Below are 17,911 nucleotides of genomic sequence, written 5' to 3'. Positions count from 1 at the left end.
GCGCTTTGGCACCGGTGGCTCCGCGGGTTAGTTGATACGGATCTCGTCGTTTGCAGCGAGCGCCTGCATAAGGCGGGAGCGCAGGTCCTCCACGTAGCGTTCCACGTCCCCTACGGACAAGAGACGACTCGGCTTGGCCAGATCGGCGCGGCGCACAGTCTTGATCTTGCGCTGGGGCACGGGTGCAGGCGTGGGTGCTGACGACGCAACGGCCTTGCCGGAGATCTTCTTGACCACCTCACCCGTACTCGTGACCTCGGTGGTGCGGCGCTCGTTGTCCATACGCATGCGGGCCGCATCCACAGCGTCGTACATCCCGTTGGTTGCTGCGCTGAGCCAGTTGGCCCAGTTAGTCGCGGCAACACTCAGCTCGTTGAGGCTTTGAGCACTGTGGGCACGGTTTTTGAACGACTCGTATTTGGCGCCGGCGTCTGCTATGGCATCCTTGGCTTGATTGACAAAGCCCTTTTGACTCTCAGCCTGTGCCTGCAGGTCTTGCAGATCGCTCTCGATTCGGCACAAAAACTCATTGCGGCGGATGCCCAGCAGCTTTTTCATGTCGTCCTCGACGGGATCCATAAGCGGCTGCAGGTCTTTAATGCGGCCGTAGGGCTTGGGATCTTTGAGAACCTCACGCACCTTTGCCACATTCTCAACCGCGCTGGGAATGTCATCGGAGGCATACTCGATACCCTCGGTGCGGCTCAAGAAATCCTTGGCGTGGTCAAACGCTGTTCGCTGGTTGGACTCGAAGAACTCAACCACCTTATCAAAGTCTTCCTTGGCATCGAGCAGGCGGTCCTCATGCTTGGTGAACGTGGTCAAGAACGCCTCGGCCTCGTTCTGGTCCTTAAGGACGTCGGCCACCTCCGAGCGCATCTTCTCGCACTCGCCCTCACCGGGATACGGGTAGGCCGGCTTGATGCCCGTGTAGTAGTCGCGTGCCAGGGCGACGCACACCTCACGCAAGTCCTCAAGGCGCTCCTTGAGCTCGGCCACGAGCTTATCCTCGTTGGAGGGCACGGTCTTGAGATCAAACAGGTCGCGCATGAGCTCACCCGCACCGCTCAGCAAACGGTCGTTCATGCGCACGCGCAAGCGCACCTGGGCCTTATCGGCATCCTTGCGCAGGAGTGCCACCATGCGGCTGTCGTTAGCTTGAACCGTCTGACCGCCAAACAGCACCTGCGCGCGCTGCTCCACCACAAGCTGCGCCACCACATTTGCGATATCGACCTCGCGCCAGCCAAAGGGCCTTTGCTGGTACTGGCGCTGGATATCGCCCATAGCGGTATCCAGATGGCGCTGGTGCTGCACTTTGAGGTAGTCCTCGATCTCCTTGAGCGCACGCGTGTTACCCGCGTCCATGCCAGCGAGCCCCGCTTGAACGTTGCCCGCCAGCGTGGAGCGGATATCGGAATCGCTCGTGACCGGCGCGCCGATATAGTCGGCCTTTTCAAAGACCACATCACACAGCTGCGCCAGCACCTGCTCAAAGACCTGGGCGGGTTTGGCCGCGCGGACCTCAACCATGCGGCCGTTGACTGCGCAACGTGCATGGAGCACGGCCTCGCCCAAAAGGGTATCGGCCTCTTTCTCGTTATAGGCCGCCTCGCGCATCTTGGACTCGACGATCTGGCGCGTACTCGGCTGAAGCTCCTGGAGATTTCGCGTCTTGGCGTACTTGCGGATCTTGGCGGCGCTGACGAGCGTCTCCCAATAATCCGCCTCGTCACTCAAGGCCACGATGGCTTTGCCCGAAGAAGCCAAGGCCAGCTCGGTATCGTCCGCACGGCCCAGGTTGCTCGCCATAGTCGCCACGTAAAGCTCCATGCCGCCCATGCTGGTACCGTGGATTGAGCCGTCCACATAGCGGTCAAACGGGAAGTCGTTGGCCCCGCGGTTGACCTTGCGCGCGGTGTAGATGCTGTCGAACAGGCGCTTTTTGATAGACTCGATCACCTGTGCGTTGTCGATCGGGGTGCGTGCGATCTCCTGCGCTATCTCCTGCTCCTCGTCGGTGAGGAAGCTATAGGTATCGCCCTGGCGTGACACGTAGTTCTCGCGCTCCAAACGGGCGAGGGATTCCTTGACGCGGTCCTTGAGGGCGCGCTTGTCCACGTCGAGGCTATCGATCATGAGGATGGAGATGTTCTCGACCGTGGCCTTGACGTAGCCGATGTAACGAATCAGGTACAGGAGCTTGAGCACCTGAACGTCGTAGGGTTCAAGGCCCTCCGCGTTCTCGGCCGCACGGACCGCGCGGTCAACCACCTGGCTGATGCCGTGCTCAAGATCTTTGGAGATAGTGTCGAAGAAGCGCCAGAACGGCACGAGCGCACCGGTCTGGTCATGCTGGATGACCTGAGCGCTCTCCTGGAATGCGCTCAGCATGGAGCGCTCGCCCGTGGACATGTGCTTGGCCTTGACACCGTGCTTGCGCACCTCGGTCATCACGTCGGGCAGGAGCTTAAACTGATAGCCCACAAACGGGTAGCTGGCCACAAAATCCTTGGAGTTGGCGTAGCCGGCAAGGTCGGAGCGCGAGCCACCCTCAAAGGTAAAGTTGTTTTTGAGCACGGCGGTGTCTTGCTCGTAGACCCGTGCAAGCATATCGGCCGCCGGCGCGGTCTTCTCGAGCACACGGCGCTGGATGACCTCGTCCACGCTGGAACTAGAAAGCGAAAGGCGGGTATTGAAGCGGCCTTGAATCTTTGAAAAGTCGTTGCCCACGGGCAGACTCAGGTTGTCGATGGCCTCCTGGCTCGTGACCATCACCCACACGCGGCCACCGCAGGCGGCACCCAGCTCCTCGACGATGGTCTGAAGGCTCAGCATAAGGCTTGGGTCCTGGTCGTTTGTAATAAACTGACCCACCTCATCGACCATAAAGAGCAAACGGAAGTTGCCGCCGTGGGCCGCTGCCTGAGCGTCCACGTAGTCCTTGACCTTTTTGGCAAAGACATCGGGGGCCAAAACCTCGTCCTCAGAACCCTCGAGCCAGTTCCATGCGGCCTTTTCGCTCATGCCGAGCACGCTCTGCAGCACCTCGACGACGTCGTCCTCAAAGTAGCTGTAGGTGTCGCGGGCCTGGAGCCAGGACTCGCCGTTGACGCGCTCAAAGGCCTCGCGGAACTCCTGGGTTTTACCCAGGGAATCGATGTAGTCCTCGAGTTTTGCAAGCTTGAGGTCCTCGCCGTAGAAGCCGCGCGCCTCGTAGAACATGCGCTCAAAGCCGCGAAGCAGCGCCGTGGGAGCCGTATCGCCTTGCTTCCACTGGCCCGCCTTGCTATCGATGTTAAAGAGGATGGCCTGCGTGGGCACCGAGCAGGCGCGCTCCATGGCAGCCGCGACCATGGGGTCGACGATCTTGCCGTCAAAGTAGCGGATGGCGCTCTTGCCGCCGATCTGGCGATTCTCGAGCAGGTAGCTCAGCATCTTGAGGAAGTGCGATTTACCGGAACCGAAGAAACCACTGATCCACACGCCGATCTTGTCGGTGCGCGCATCGATGGCATCGCCGTAGGCCTTGAAGAACGTGGCAAAGTGCCTCTGCAACTCGCGCGTCACCACGTACTCGTCAAGCTCCTGGCGGATGGACCCATCTTTTGAATCCTGGACCTTGACCACGCCATTGATGGAGCGGTTGATGTCTTTTGCAAAGAGGTCGCGAATGATCGTGTTGTCCATGGGTGCTCCTTTGGGTTTGGGAACGTTATGGCAAAGGGTTATTACCGGTGGCAGGGCCTTATCTGCGGGGAGCCGTGCTTACGAGATATCGATGGCGCGGTAGTAGTTATCGGCAGGCAGACGGTTAAAGAGTTGGAAAGAAGAGCCGTTGAAGCTGCCCGGATAGGCAGCGATCACAGGCACCTCATCAAAATCCGCAAGCATGCAGTGGAGAAGCGTGTGTATGCGAAAGAACGGGAAAACCTCGCCCGCGCCGGTGAGGAGAACGACGTCTCCAGGCGCGTGCGGCTCGGTCTGCTCAAGGATGTACGCGGCGACTTTCTCGGGCGAGGCGAACTTGGCCACGTCCTCGAGCACGCGCTGGGTACCGCGGCGCTCCTCTTGGCGTGGGATGGCCTTAAGGACACGGCGCTTTTCGAGAATTGCCAGCACGGCGTCGTAGAGGTTCACGACCTTGAGCGTGCACGGAAGCTTGTCGGCCTCGGCATCGCGTGAAAGGGCGTCAAATAATGCACGCGCTTCAAACTCCAGCGCGGGGTCATAGCAAAAGGTGTGGAAGCCGATCTCATTGCCTATGCCCTTGTTGGCCAAAAAGTCCTCGCTGCACAGGCACTCGCGCAGAAGCTGCGCGCGTCGCTCAAATTCCTGACGGGCGTGCTCGGAGCGGACATGCGCCGCCACGACGCTCTTACGGGAATGGATGCCGATATTGGTGGTGAGATCGGTCGCCGGGGTGATAGCAGGTTCGGCGGCGCTGTTGACGGGAGCCACGCTACATCACCACCCTGCCGGTAAGGGCCGCGATAAGCGGCTGCTCGCCCAGCTGCATCAGAGCCTGCTCAACATCGGGATCGAGGAAGAGCGGGGAAAGGCGTTCGGACTCCGGACCCATGCCCTCGCCGATAAGGCCGGCATGGCGGAGCGTCTGACGAAGCGAGCCTTTGATGCGCGTGACCGTGGACTCGGTCCAGCGGGCGGCGTCCGGATACTCCGTGGTAAAGCGCGTCATAAAGGCGTTGAGGTCAACCGCCGTAAAGGCATAATCAAAGTTTTGCAGGCGCTCCCCTACCTCGACGAGCACGAGCTCGCGCACGATGTCGTAGCGGCAGATCATGCTGTAGAAGATGGTCTGGTCCGCCTGCGTGGGAGTGCCGGATGCCATAAGGCTGGTTAGGGATGATGCGGCCTCGACGGCGGTATTGGGGTCGATGCCGCGCGCGGCGCATGCGGCGTCCGTGGGCACCATGGCGTCGAGGCGGCGAAGGCACACGGTCGCGCGGTTAGCGACCATGCGCTCCGTGGGATATTGAAAGAGGTTATCGCTCTTTACGCGTACAATGACCTGCTCGTCGCTTGCGCCCTGCGTACGCAGGCCAGCGACGATGCGCATCTCATACGGGAGGAATTGCTCGCGGGTGAGCACCCCCCCCCCGAACGCTTTTTGTGGTTACATCCACAGTGCACGCTCCAAGGGTGTCAGAGGCTGTCATAAGTGCGCCGCAGCCCGGTAGGCAGGCGCGGCGCACATGACAATAATCATACCTGTTAGTAAAAAAGTTACCACGCCCAGCGTGTCAAATGTTGAGCAACAAAATTAAATCCGGTTAACGGTTTTTTTCGCAGCTCAGCTGCTTTGACGAGATCGCCCCAAATCACACTTGCCAGATAAACGCGCGGCTACCCCACCTGGGCAGACAAAGTGCCCGACAGCCCCCAGCCAAAACTTGAGGTGCCGTTCGTACGTTTTAGGCCCAATGGCTGGCAAATACAATCAGCATAGGGTTATTAACCCTCCCCCATGTAACCATCCCGTAAATCATAGCGGCACACTCGGGTTTTACCGTGATGCGGTCGCGCCTGGCGCTCCACTGTGCTAAAGTATCCCGAACGTTCAAACGACTACGAGGGGGACCTAGAAGATGGCACGTGTGCACAACTTCTCAGCTGGCCCGGCCGCACTGCCCACAAGCGTGCTCGCCGAGGTCGCCGACGAGATGATGGACTACCGCGGTTGCGGCATGTCCGTGCTCGAGATGAGCCATCGATCTAGCATGTACCAGCAGATCATCGACGACGCCGAGGCAACCCTGCGCCGCCTGCTGAGCGTCCCCAACAACTACCGCGTCCTGTTTTTGCAGGGCGGCGCCACGCTGCAGTTTGCGGGCATCCCCATGAACCTCATGCGCGGCGGCCGCGCCGGTTACGTCGTGACCGGCAACTTTGCCAAGAAAGCGTACAAGGAGGCCGCCAAGTACGGCGAGGCCGTTCTGCTCGCGAGCTCCGAGGACACCAATTTCGACCGCATTCCCACCATGGCCGACATCAACGCGCGCATTGCCGCCGAGGCCGCGGGCGACGGGCTCGACTACGTCTACATCTGCCAGAACAACACCATCTTTGGCACCATGTACCACGAGCTGCCCAACTGCGGCGATGTGCCGCTGGTCGCCGATGTCTCGAGCTGCTTTCTGTCGCAGCCACTCGACGTTGAACGCTACGGGCTCATCTACGCCGGCGCGCAGAAAAACGCCGGTGCCGCGGGCGTAACCGTGGTCATCGTGCGCGACGACCTCATCGCCAAAGGCCCCGCCTTTGCGCAGACGCCGCAGTACCTGGACCTTAAGACCCAGGCCGCCAAGGGCTCCATGCTCAACACGCCCAACACTTTTGGCATCTACGTGTGCGGCAAGGTGTTCCGTTGGGTTGAGCAGACCGGCGGACTTGCCGCCATGGCCGAGCGCAACTGGGCCAAGGCCAACCTGCTCTACGACCTGCTCGAGCACAGCGAGCTGTTCCATGGCACCACGCAGGCCGACAGCCGCTCCATCGCCAACGTCACCTTCCGCACCGGCGATGCCGACCTCGACGCCGCCTTTGTCGCGGGCGCGGCCGAGCACCAGATTCAAAACGTCAAGGGCCATCGCCTGGTAGGCGGCATGCGCGCCAGCGTCTACAACGCTGTGACTATGGACGACGTGCAGGCACTGGCAGCGTACATGAAGGACTTCGAAGCACAGCATAGTTTGAGTCCGCGATCTAACTAGCCCGCAACGCGCGGACGACTAGCCACTTCAAACCACCTGTTTAAACCAAACCTGCTAAGGAGTTTTCCATGCGCAAGATTAAGACCATCGACGACATCACCAAGGACGGCAAAGTCGAGTTTGGCGAGGGCTACGAGTTTGTGGGCACCGCCGAGGAGGCCGACGCCATCCTGATGCGTTCCACCGACCTGCACGGCTACGAGCTGCCCGAGGGCATCCGCGCTATCGCCCGCTGTGGCGCCGGCGTCAACAACATCCCCGTCGAGGAGTACGCCAAGAAGGGCGTCGTCGTCTTTAACTCCCCCGGCGCCAATAGCAATGCCGTCAAGGAGCTCGTCCTGGGCATGCTGGTGCTCTCGAGCCGCGGCGTAGTACAGTCGATGAACTGGGTGCGCGACAACGCCGACGACCCCGAGATTCAGGTCGATGCCGAAAAGGCCAAGAAGGCCTTTGTGGGCCGCGAGCTCAAGGGCAAGCGCATCGGCGTCATCGGTCTGGGCAACGTGGGCTCCAAGGTCGCCAACGCCTGTGTCGACCTGGGCATGGACGTTTACGGCTACGATCCGTTCATTTCCGTCGAGCACGCGTGGGTGCTGAGCCGCGAGGTGCAGCGCGTGGGCACGCTCGAGGATCTGTGCCGCGGCTGCGACTACCTCACCGTGCACGTGCCCAGCAAGGCCGACACCATCGGTATGATCAGCACCGAGCAGATTAACCTGCTGGCGCCCGACGCCGTGCTCATCAACTACGCGCGCGAGACCATCATTGACGAGGACGCCGTCGACGCCGCCCTGCGCGAGGGCAAGCTCAGCTGGTTTAGCTGCGACTTTGCCACGCCCAAGACCGTCAAGATGCCCAATACGTTTATCACCACGCATTCGGGCGCCGGCACCGGCGAGGCCGAGGCCAACTGCGCCGACATGGCCATCAGCGAGCTCAAGGATTACCTGGAAAACGGCAACATCGCGCACAGCGTCAACTACCCCGCCTGCAGCATGGGCAAGGCGCGCGCCGCAAGCCGCATTGCCTGCCTGCATGCCAACGTGCCCAACATGATCGGCCAGATCACGGCCATTCTCGCCAAGGACAACGCCAATGTGCAGCGCATGACCAACGAGTCCGCTGGCGAGAACGCCTACACCATGTTCGACACCGATGAGCACCTGGACGGCAGCACGATCGAGGCGCTCAAGCAGATTCCGTCGATGTATCGCGTGCGCGTGATTAAATAGCGCCGGTGCCAAGCCTGCCAGACAGACCACGAAGCCCATTCGCCCCCCGTTTTCACGAAACGGGGGGCGATTTTGTTGCTCCGGCTGGTTTTGAAAATGCTACCCATAATAAGTTTTTTCGGATAATCGACAGTTATATCAAAATCACTGAGCGCACCTGCTTTGATAAACAGTTTTATCAGGGGCTTTAGTAGGTAAAAATCGATCTCTATATGCGACATCCAAGTTGACTGTCGATTTTCCGAAACAACTTGTTCTGGATTACATTTTTAAAGCCCTTCCAAGGCGAAACTGAAGCGTTTTTCGCGCCCAAAACTTTAGCTCGCGCGACCGTTTTCCATCTGCACGACTACATTCCCGCCCAATCGATAAAAATCTCCTCACGAAGCCGCCGTTCGAGCTCCTGCTGTCGCGGCGTCTTGTCTTTCAGCGGCACATCGAGATAGGACATGATGAGCTCCATCACCACGCGGAAGGCATCGGAGTCGGCCAGCTGACCATAGGTCATTAAAACGACGGGATATCCCATCGCTTGCAGCGCCGTCGTTCGATCGGAGTCCGAAATCTTGGATTCAATGGATCCGTGAATGGCTTTACCCTGGCATTCAACCAGACACTCTCGGCTGCCGTCCTTATTTGCCAGCAGAATATCGGCATAGCGCCTATCAAGCCCCGAAATCAGGCGGGCACTGCGCGTCAAACGAATCTCAACGTTATTGGTAAGGCTCAGCCCTTCGCCGCCGCGCAACCTCGAAAGGCTAAACAGCATCGAAGCCTGGACCTCGAGCGGCGATGCCGCCACCCCCGTAACGCATTTTGCGGCACGTGTGAACGATTTAGCGCCGCGGAGCCCCGGGATCTTATCGACGTACTCTGCAAGTTCAGAGAGCTCGATCAAGGGAGGTCGTTTCCACAAGTCCGTTGGATTCCCCGAGACATCCTTTACGTTTTCCCAGCCCGACCGTGCGTCACTCCATCGGCTCCCATATGCCTGCTCAAGTGCCGACTTTACCTGAGGCGCAATCTTGCACACGGCAAAGGTGCCGCACATCTCATACATGCACATGATTAGACGCTCGTTTGAGACCGAGGAAGCCAGGGTCAGCAGGGTAAAGAGCGGGGACGCGACATCGAGGCCAAACTCCGTCTGCCGCACGGAATCAAACGGCCTCTCCCCGTTCCAAACATGCCTGACAATGCGATCGCCCTTGCGCCCGCAGACGCCCTGCGCCAACACGTGTAACGGGGTGCCCAGGAAATGCTTGACGAGCGGGTGCTCACAAAGGTACTCCCTGCGCGGATCATCCGCAGAATTTGGCAGGTCCGGCATTATTGCCAAGACCTGTGGAGGTATCCGGTGATACCGAAAGGCAGATATGTCGCACAGCATGTCGTCCATGAAGAGTACGTACCCGCTGCATCGTTTGTGAACCCGCTCAGACGGCGAGCGCGATGGCTCCGCCTGCGAACGGTAAATACCGCCACGTGCATGTCGCAGATCTCTCAGGGGGCTTACAATCGGTTTGGAAAGCAAACTGATTGTGAGGTTGCATATGGTTGATGAGGATTTTGCTTGGCGGCTTGCGCAGGAGCTCGTGCGGATCGACAGCTCAGACCCGGGCGCGTATGAGGACGAGATTGAGCGCTTTGTCAAAGCGCTGGTTGAGGCTCAACTGGAGCGATTGAGTCATCTGGTGCTCCATGCCGTGCAGATTGAGGAGCTCGAAGTACTCCCCGGACGCCGCAACCTTATGATTACCGTGCCGGGCGTAAGCGACGAGGCTCGACTCGTCTACATCTGCCACATGGATACCGTTACCTTGGGCGATGGCTGGGACGCAAACACGCCGCCGCTCGGGGCGGTTGTGTGCAACGATAGGCTCTACGGCCGCGGTGCCTGCGATATGAAGGGTGGCCTGGCCTGCGCCATTGCCGCACTGGTCCATACGCTCGAGCGCGTGGCGGCGGATGGCGCGCTGCCCCGCCGCGGCTTTTCGCTCATCTGCTCGGTCGACGAGGAGGACTTTATGCGCGGCTCCGAAGCGGCCATCGATGCCGGCTGGGTCGGCTCGCGCGAATGGGTGCTGGACACCGAGCCCACCGACGGACAGATCCAGGTGGCGCACAAGGGGCGTACGTGGTTCGAGATTGAAATGGCTGGCGTGACGGCGCATGCGAGCCAGCCTTGGAAGGGCGCGGATGCTGTCGCCGCCATGGCCGAGGTCGTGTGTTCGCTTCGTCGCGTGTTTGCGGCGCTGCCCGCGCACGATGAGCTGGGGCCTTCGACCATCACGTTTGGCCAAATCGAGGGCGGATATCGCCCCTACGTCGTACCCGACCGCGCCAAAGTCTGGGTCGACATGCGCCTGGCCCCGCCGACCGATACGGCCACCGCAATCAATATGGTCGAGCAGGCCATCGCCGGCGCCGAGGCCGCGGTTCCCGGTTGCCGTGGCAGCTATACCGTAACGGGCGATCGCCCCGCCATCGAGCGCGACCCGAACTCTCCTCTTCTAGCAGTGCTCAAGCGTGCCGCCGATGACGTGACGGACGAGGACACGACCGTCGGCTTCTTTACCGGCTACACCGACACCGCCATCATTGCCGGCAAGACGGGAAACCGCAACTGCATGAGCTATGGCCCAGGCTCGCTCGCGCTCGCGCACAAGCCCAACGAGTATGTGCCCCATGCCGATATCGTTCGCTGCCAAAACGTGCTCATCGCGCTCGCCGATAACGTACTCTGGGACGCGAGCGGCCAAGTTGGGGCATAATAAGCCGCGAACAAACCGACTCGCGCGTTAGGACCGCCCATGAAAGCACTTCCGTTTCCCTGCATCCGCCCGGCTCAGGACCGCGTGCTCGAGGCGCTGCCTGCGATGGGCGGTATCCTGAGCGGCAACGATGCTCTGCGCGGAGCCATTGCCGATGGCCTGATGCTCAAGGATCCAGGCGCAGCGTATTACGTGTACGAGTGTTCGGGAGAGCTGGGACGCGTGACGGGCGTTGTGGCAATTTGCCCGACGAGTGTACTTGCGGGCGGCAAGGGCGATGCCAGCGCTGACGTGGCCGCCGCTGCGCACGCGATCGTCGAACTCAAAGTTCAGCCTCGCCCCTTGTCGCTCGCTTACGAGGCGTCGCCCGTCATGGATATCATCCTGGGTGCTGCCAAAGAGGGCGCATCGCTCTATGCCGTCACCGACCCCGCCGGCATTACGCACCGTGTGTGGGAGGTCAAGCGCGAGGACGCCGTTGCCGCCATCCGAGCCATGCTCGACCAGGCACCCGACCCGGTGTTCGCCGGTGACTCCGCCTATGCCGCCGCACTGGCTGGGGCATCACAGATTCTGGCCGATGAGGCCCGTGCCGCCGGAACGTACACCGGCAAAGAGCCGTTCAACTTTGCCGTAGCTGCGCTCTTCCCCGCCGCGCAGGTCAGCGGCGGCGCGGCGCAGGTTCCGACGGGTCTGCTCACGCACCAGATCGCGCGGTTCTAGCAAAACCAGACCGCCCAGCGCAAAAATCGGCAGCTCAACAAACAGGGGGCGGAGATGCAGCAGGTACATGCATCTCCGCCCCTTTTGCGTAGAGAAGTTATGCCGGCGACCCGTGCCGCCGCGCTCGCGTTATCCGCGCTGCGGACCTGCAGTAGCCACAAGCGGTTCAAGCCCCAGCTCGCGCGCGTAATCCTCCTGCGTAAAGACTTCGACCAGCTCAAACGTGTCGGATTCGTCGTCAAACGCAAAGTGCAGCACTGAGCAGTTGCCCGGCACGCGCTCGTGCTCGTCGGCCGCCGCTCCCCTCACGTGATCCAAAAACTCCTTGATGGCCGAGCCATGGCTCACCGCGAGGACGCACTCGTGGTCCGGGCGTCGCACAAGATCGGTCAACGTCGCCACCATGCGCTCGCGCACCTGCATCTGGCCCTCGCCGCCAAACTGGCGATAGAAGTCGCGCCACGGGCGCTCGGGCATGAGCATCACGCGCTCGGCCTCAAAGTCGCCAAAGAACCACTCACGCAGGCCGTCCAGGCGCTCGTACGCCAAGCCCGGCCACAAGTTGGCGATAGTCTGCTCGGTGCGATGAAGCGTGGAGGTGTAGGCATGATCGGGCTCAATGCCGCGCGCACGTAAAAACATGCCGGCGCGCGCCGCCTGGTCGCAACCCAACTGCGTAAGCGGCGAATCACTCCACCCCTGAATGATACGCTTAAGGTTGAATATCGTCTGTCCATGACGGACCAGATACAGATCTTTATTCATAGGGGTCCTTTCGTTCGTTACCAACCCAAGAGCGAAAACGCCCCGTCGCAATAGCCAAAATGAAGCACGGCACCGTTGTCGGGCAGCTCTCCCCCGCCAGTCACATACTCAAGAAACTCCTGGCAGGCTGAGCCATGGGAAACCGCCAGCACGCAGTCGTGCTGCGGCCTGGCCATGATGCGGGACAGCGCCGCGACCATGCGCGACTGAAGCTGCACTTCCGACTCGCCGCCAAAGGCCACCGGATAATCGCCCCAGGGCTGCGGCGGCATCTCGCGATTTGATGTGCCCTCCAGCGAGCCAAAATGCCACTCACGCAGGTCATCGACCAGCTCAATGGAACGGCCCTCGCCAACGATAAGCTCGGCCGTATGCCGCGCCCGGCCCAACGGCGAGGAATACACATGGTCAAAGGTCACGCCACGCGCTTCAAACGCCGTACGCACCGCCAGCGCCTGCTCGCGCCCGCGCGCCGTAAGCGGCGAATCGTGCCAGCCCTGCAAAATGTTCTGCACATTGAACTCAGTCTGCCCATGACGCACCAAATACAGATCGGCCACATGCCCTCCCCTCGCACCACCGCAAAGGAGACAGCACCTTTGTGGTGATTTTGCCGCCGGATTGAACCGCAACGATGCTCAACTACACCAGCACGTCGGCGAGCGAACGCTTGGGTACGTGGTGCACCTGCGCCTCGTCGCGCCAATAATTGATGGAGCCGTCGGGGTTGGAATCAATCGCATCGACCACCTGCGTCTCGGCCGGAACGCCAAACGCCATGGTCAGCTTGAGCTCATACTTGTCGTTATCGAGCCCCATGGCATCGATCGCGTGGGGCGTAAAAGCCTTGAACATGCAGGCTGCCACCTCGGGCGTGGCGCTGCGGGCGGCGAGCATCATCGTCTGCGCGGCAATGCCCGTGTCGACCTCGGTAATGGGAGCGGCGGGCTTGCCCGGAACGGCGCGCTCGGCCAGAATCGCGATATAGCCGGTCGGGCGCTCGCCCTCGGCAGGACCCGGCCAATCCTTAAGTGCGCCTGCCCATGCGAGCTCGTCAAATACACGCGCGCAATCCTCGGCACCGCTCACCACGTGAAAACGCAGACGCTGAGCATTGGCGCCGCAGGGAGCCAGGCGCGCCAGTTCCGCCAGCTCGAGCAAAAACTCGCGCGGCACGCGCATGGACTCGTCAAAACGGCGGCACGTGCGGGCACGACGGACCAGCGCATCAAACGCTTCCAGACCGAGCTTTTCGCAACCTTGCTTTGCCATCGATTCGACACTCGACGGTGCCTCGGGAACTGCTTCGTTCATAGGGACCCCCAATACAAGCCAATTGTCCTTAGGAAAATCTAACCTAAAACGTAGGCAATAACGAACAGGGCTGCAATGTTCTACACCTGTTGAATAGAAAACCGCGACGTGGGGAACAACGGAAACAATTCGGGACCTTTGGGTTACGTTTCGCCCTCCCCGACCCATACGCCAGCGCCTTTAAGCGATACTGGTTGTAACGATCAAGGCTTACGCCGCACGGAAAGGAGACGTTATGGGTATCTTTAGGAACGATGACCAAAAATCGAGCCAGTTTGGATTTGACGAGAAAAGTATGGCGGGCAAAGCCGTCAAGGCCGTGCGCTGGATCTACGCCATCACGGGCGTCGTGGCGCTCATTGCTGGCATCGCGCTGCTTTTTGCACCCGCCAAGTCCCTCGTCTTTTTGACGACCGTCCTGGGTTTTTACTTTGTAATCACCGCTGCCATCAGGCTGTTCACTGCCATTTTTGAGCCGCTGCTGCCCACTGGCTGGCGCGTGACGAGCATCATCTCCAACCTACTCATTATCCTGGGCGGCGTCATAATCCTGCGCAACCAGGCCTTCTCGACCGCGACACTCACCACGATGGTGGTTATCGTGGCCGGCTTTGGCTGGATTGTCGAAGGTGTCATGTCCATTCTGGAGTCCGAGCTTTCGTCCAACCGCGCCCTTGCCATCCTGAGCGGTGCACTCTCCATCATCGCCGGCATGTTCGTGTTTATCTATCCGCTGTGGTCGGCCAAGATGCTTGTCATCTTTAGTGGCGCCGCGCTGCTGGTGTTTGGCGTAACGCTCATTGTTCGCGCCATTCAATTTGGCAAACTGGTGCACTAGATGCCGCGAACGCTCTTTATTGATGCCGACGCCTGCCCGGTCACGCGCGAGTCGATTGACTGCGCGCGGCGGGCGGGCGTCGCCGTTGTTATCGCCGGCAACAGCACGCAAAACCTGGAACGACACATTCGCCGCGACGACCCGCGCGATGCCGAGCACGCGCGACGCGGCTTTTGGGTCACGACGCTCGACGTGAGCGTGGGCGCCGACAGCGCCGACTTTGCCATTGTCGAACGCCTGCAGGCGGGCGACGTGGTCGTGACGCAGGACATTGGCTTGGCGAGCATGGTGCTCGGGCGCGATGCCGCCGCCATCGGTGTGCGCGGGCGCGTGTACGACAAGGCGACTATCGACATGCAGCTGTTTATTCGCCACGAGGAAAAGAAGGTACGCCGCGCCGGCGGACGCACTCGCGGTCCGGCAGCATTTACCAGCGAAGACCGCGCCCGCTTTAAACGCAACCTCACCGAGTTGCTGCACTAACCAAGGTAGATTTTTGAGACATGCCTAAAATCTACCTTTTTGTTTTGAGCGGTGTGAGCGCTCGGAATCCATGGCTCAACAAAAAAACGGGCTTCAAAATGCCATGCGTCGCCGCATTGCGCAGGCGCTGAGCATGGCTATTTGAAGCCCATTTTTTAGGCCTACTTAGAGGCCAACGGCGGAGAGGATGAGGCCCCAGCCAGCGCCGATGACGTACATCATGATCAGGAACACGGCATTTTCGCGGGCGCTGCGGTTGGTGCGGAACAGCACCAGATAACCCACGCCGGCGGAAATGAGCGTGCCGGCGAGCATCGGCGCCAGTTGCAGCGCGCCTTCCAGATACAGCTGTGTAATGACCACGCTCGCCGAGCAATTGGGAATCAGCCCGACAAGCGCCGAACCCAGGACAGCGAGTGTCTCGTTGCCGCGCAGGAACTGCTCGATCGCGGACTCGCCGAACGTCTCGAGCACGGCGACCAGAATCAGCGTCACCAGAAAAATGAATACCGAGACCTGCACGGTGTGCGAGATCGCACTGCGGATGATCGACAGGACAGGCGTCCCTTCGTGGGAGTGAGAGTGACCGTGACCATCATGGTGTTCATGTTCGCCCTCATGACCGTGATCGTGGCCATGTCCGTGTTCGTGCTCGTCCTCGTCTTCATCACAACCGCAATGGTCGCGCTCGCACAGCTCGTGGATGTGGTCGGCGCTCACGCCTGCCTCGGCCACCTCGTCGATGATGTCACCGCCGCTGTGGTCGTCGTGCGCGCAGTTCACGTGGGCCGGGTTGGCCGCGGTTCCCAGCACGGTACGGCGAATCGCCGCGTGCGCGCGGGCGTTACGGCGCAGGCCGCGAATGGCAGCGTCCACGATAAAACCCGTGACCAGTGCGATCAGCGCTTTCGAAGCCAAAAGCATCGCCATAGTCTGCACGGGAACCTGCTCGGCAAGCAACAGCGGCAGCATCTCATCGGAGGTCGAAAGGAACACCGCCACCAACGTGCCCAAGGTCACGACACGGCCGGCGTACAGCGTTGCTGCCATGGCCGAAAATCCGCACTGCGGCACCATGCCCAGCAGCGAGCCAACCACGGGACCCGCAGCGCCGGCGCGCTTGATAGCGCCGTTGACGCGGTCGCCCGCAACGTGCTCAAGTGTCTCGAGAGCAAGATACGTCACCAACAAAAACGGCACCAGCGACAGCGTGTCCTTGCCGGCGTCGAGCAGAATATCAATCAGTAAATCCATGACGGATGGAACCTTTCGTGTCTTTCGGCAGCATTGTAAAAGTCCTAGCGGTCAACTAGGGTATTGTAGTTGTCCCGGGCGCGGTGCCAATAGTTGCCTATGGTAAACTATCATCTCGCCATAACTCAGTAACCTAGAGCCGCACAACGCGGCCCGTCCAAGGAGTAGCATATGAACGTATCGCAAGCACTCGAATACGAGCGCCAGCCGTTTATCCCCATGTTTATCTACGGCGACCACGGCGCCATGGAGTCCGAGCGCCAGAAGGGCGAGGAGGCCCTCAAGGTGCTCGAGACCGAGTACTTTACCGCCGAGGGCGACCCCGGCTTCGACTTTGCCACCGTGCGCGACCTGGCCGACCGCAACCGCGACCTGTGCGACCAGATTGGCGAGGCGCGTCTGCGCAACGTGACGCCCGCGACGCTCTCGCGCGGCCTGTCCGATGCCGACACCTGCGCCGCCATCGGCAAGATGCAAAAGCGCACCGCCGCGTCCGTTATGCGCGAAATCCGCGGCGACCGCGACGCGCTCGGCGTGGCCTACGCCCGCAAGCCCATCCAGGGCACCGTGCTCGGTATCGACATCGAGACCACCGGCCGTGCACCCGAGCGCGGCTATATCATCAACGTGGGCTGGGAGATCATGGAGCTCACCAGCGACGCCGTCCCGCATGACGCCGAGGCACACTACTGCGGCCTGCCCGACATCTACCGCGGCGAGGATGTGCCGTTGTCGAATATCCACCACATCACCTGGGACGACATCGACGGCAAAAAGCCGTTCCGCGAGAACAAAGAGCTGCAAAAGCAGCTGCTCAAGCTTATGAAGAAGTACCCGTACATGGCACACAACGCCGCCTTTGAGGACAGCTGGTTCAAGATCCACCTGGACGGCTACGCCGAGGCACGCCGCGCCGGCAAGATCATCGTCATCGACTCGCGCCAGATCTGCCGCAGCCTGGACGCCGACGTGCGCTCGCTCCCCCGCGAGTCCGCCCCAGCCGCGCTCGAGAACTGGGCGCGCCGCCGTGGAACCCTCGCCGCCGACGCCAACGAGCAGCACCTGGGCTTGGACGACACCGACCTCATGCTCCGCACCGTCCAAGCCGAGTTCAACCTCAAGAACCTATTCGCGAAATAACCGATCCATCTGCGGGAGCGCCTGCCAGGCACAGCGCAATCCGTCTGGGCACACCGGCACGCAGTAAACTAGGGCGCAGCCTTATGGCTGCACCCTAGTTTTCATCAAAACGAGCAAATACGCGTGCTTCACATAGTCGGCAGGTTGGCCCACCTACATTTTTCGAGTTGTTCGGCCAGCTGAACCACTAGTCAAGGCCCCTTGAACCGCAATCGAGCGCTATAGTCGCCCCAATTTCGCAACCAAGCCCTATAAATCTACCTGAATCAATTCGAATAGGACGTTGCGATCGCACCATTCGTATAGGATAAGGCCGAATAACTCAAATTATGTTGGTGAGGCATCTGAGCGGTCGGCAAAAACGCTTAGAAGCTACGAATCCGCAACTAAAGTTCACCAAAATGGGGCAGCCGACAGAAACCTCCCCAGCCGAAGCTGCCCATTACAGTCTGAAGTGGGCCACCGATAAATTTCGATGGCGAGCATTCGGCGCATTGCCTACGATACGGGCAAGCCCCGAGGGGCCGCCGATCGGGCGCCTCCGGATGGCCGTCTGCCCCTGCCCCGTAGAGGGCCCGGGGGGTGTTGCCACCGGGGGCGCTCGCCGCTCCGGACGACTGATAGGAAACTGCCGGGCGCAAGCGCCACGGCCAG

At 60.7% G+C, this 17,911-nt stretch carries 15 protein-coding genes; 7 read left to right on the top strand and 8 right to left on the bottom strand.

Features of this window, described 5'->3' with window-relative positions; translation table 11 throughout:
- Positions 1–27: 27 nt before the first annotated feature.
- From brxC to DW823_RS01180, 3 genes are all read right to left on the bottom strand, one after another.
- Positions 28–3,690 (bottom strand): BREX system P-loop protein BrxC, encoded by a 3,663-nt coding sequence (gene brxC, locus DW823_RS01190; protein ID WP_118079631.1) that lies wholly within the window; start codon positions 3,688–3,690, stop codon positions 28–30.
- A 78-nt stretch (positions 3,691–3,768) separates the two neighbouring features.
- Positions 3,769–4,461 carry a DUF1788 domain-containing protein gene (locus DW823_RS01185; RefSeq protein WP_118079629.1) on the bottom strand — a complete coding sequence of 231 codons (693 nt, stop codon included), beginning with the start codon at positions 4,459–4,461 and terminating at the stop codon, positions 3,769–3,771.
- Between the two features lies 1 nt (position 4,462).
- Positions 4,463–5,113, bottom strand: coding sequence for a DUF1819 family protein (locus DW823_RS01180; RefSeq protein ID WP_118079627.1), 651 nt, complete (start codon positions 5,111–5,113; stop codon positions 4,463–4,465).
- 496 nt (positions 5,114–5,609) lie between these two features.
- Here DW823_RS01180 and serC point away from each other — a divergent pair, with 496 nt between their 5' ends.
- Entirely contained in the window at positions 5,610–6,734 is a 1,125-nt protein-coding gene (serC, locus tag DW823_RS01175) for a 3-phosphoserine/phosphohydroxythreonine transaminase (protein WP_118079625.1), read from the top strand.
- A 68-nt stretch (positions 6,735–6,802) separates the two neighbouring features.
- A complete protein-coding gene (locus DW823_RS01170) occupies positions 6,803–7,966 on the top strand; it encodes a phosphoglycerate dehydrogenase (protein ID WP_117817617.1) in 1,164 nt (387 codons plus the stop codon).
- Positions 7,967–8,315: 349 nt separating this feature from the next.
- Here DW823_RS01170 and DW823_RS01165 read toward each other — a convergent pair whose 3' ends face one another.
- Positions 8,316–9,365, bottom strand: coding sequence for a hypothetical protein (locus tag DW823_RS01165; protein ID WP_118079623.1), 1,050 nt, complete (start codon positions 9,363–9,365; stop codon positions 8,316–8,318).
- Positions 9,366–9,519: 154 nt separating this feature from the next.
- Between DW823_RS01165 and DW823_RS01160 the strand changes: the two genes are divergently transcribed.
- Together DW823_RS01160 and DW823_RS01155 are read left to right on the top strand one after the other, a co-directional pair.
- Positions 9,520–10,740 (top strand): M20 family metallopeptidase, encoded by a 1,221-nt coding sequence (locus DW823_RS01160; protein WP_118079621.1) that lies wholly within the window; start codon positions 9,520–9,522, stop codon positions 10,738–10,740.
- A gap of 39 nt (positions 10,741–10,779) precedes the next feature.
- Complete coding sequence (locus DW823_RS01155) at positions 10,780–11,463, top strand: DUF1015 family protein (RefSeq protein ID WP_118079619.1); 684 nt, start codon at positions 10,780–10,782, stop codon at positions 11,461–11,463.
- A 129-nt stretch (positions 11,464–11,592) separates the two neighbouring features.
- On the opposite strand, the gene DW823_RS01150 is transcribed toward DW823_RS01155, so the two are convergent.
- The 3 genes from DW823_RS01150 to DW823_RS01140 form a co-directional block, all read right to left on the bottom strand.
- On the bottom strand, positions 11,593–12,228 hold the full coding sequence (locus DW823_RS01150; RefSeq protein ID WP_118079617.1) for a histidine phosphatase family protein: 636 nt from the start codon (positions 12,226–12,228) through the stop codon (positions 11,593–11,595).
- A 17-nt stretch (positions 12,229–12,245) separates the two neighbouring features.
- A complete protein-coding gene (locus DW823_RS01145; protein ID WP_118079615.1) occupies positions 12,246–12,788 on the bottom strand; it encodes a histidine phosphatase family protein in 543 nt (180 codons plus the stop codon).
- An 82-nt stretch (positions 12,789–12,870) separates the two neighbouring features.
- On the bottom strand, positions 12,871–13,542 hold the full coding sequence (locus tag DW823_RS01140; protein WP_199574281.1) for a nitroreductase family protein: 672 nt from the start codon (positions 13,540–13,542) through the stop codon (positions 12,871–12,873).
- A gap of 235 nt (positions 13,543–13,777) precedes the next feature.
- On the opposite strand from DW823_RS01140, the gene DW823_RS01135 reads away from it, so the two are divergent.
- A complete protein-coding gene (locus DW823_RS01135; protein WP_055252055.1) occupies positions 13,778–14,380 on the top strand; it encodes an HdeD family acid-resistance protein in 603 nt (200 codons plus the stop codon).
- On the top strand, positions 14,381–14,863 hold the full coding sequence (locus tag DW823_RS01130; RefSeq protein ID WP_055252057.1) for a DUF188 domain-containing protein: 483 nt from the start codon (positions 14,381–14,383) through the stop codon (positions 14,861–14,863).
- Positions 14,864–15,028: 165 nt separating this feature from the next.
- Here the strand turns inward: DW823_RS01130 and DW823_RS01125 are convergent, their stop codons facing one another.
- Positions 15,029–16,117, bottom strand: coding sequence for a putative manganese transporter (locus DW823_RS01125; protein WP_055252059.1), 1,089 nt, complete (start codon positions 16,115–16,117; stop codon positions 15,029–15,031).
- A gap of 171 nt (positions 16,118–16,288) precedes the next feature.
- Here DW823_RS01125 and DW823_RS01120 point away from each other — a divergent pair, with 171 nt between their 5' ends.
- Positions 16,289–17,257 carry a DNA polymerase III subunit epsilon gene (locus tag DW823_RS01120; RefSeq protein ID WP_089572078.1) on the top strand — a complete coding sequence of 323 codons (969 nt, stop codon included), beginning with the start codon at positions 16,289–16,291 and terminating at the stop codon, positions 17,255–17,257.
- Positions 17,258–17,911 lie beyond the last annotated feature (654 nt).

This window comes from Collinsella sp. AM34-10 (assembly GCF_003469185.1).
In the GTDB taxonomy this organism is placed as follows: domain Bacteria; phylum Actinomycetota; class Coriobacteriia; order Coriobacteriales; family Coriobacteriaceae; genus Collinsella.
Note: the sequence above shows the minus strand (reverse complement) of the source record. Positions and strands in the feature narration are given on the sequence as shown.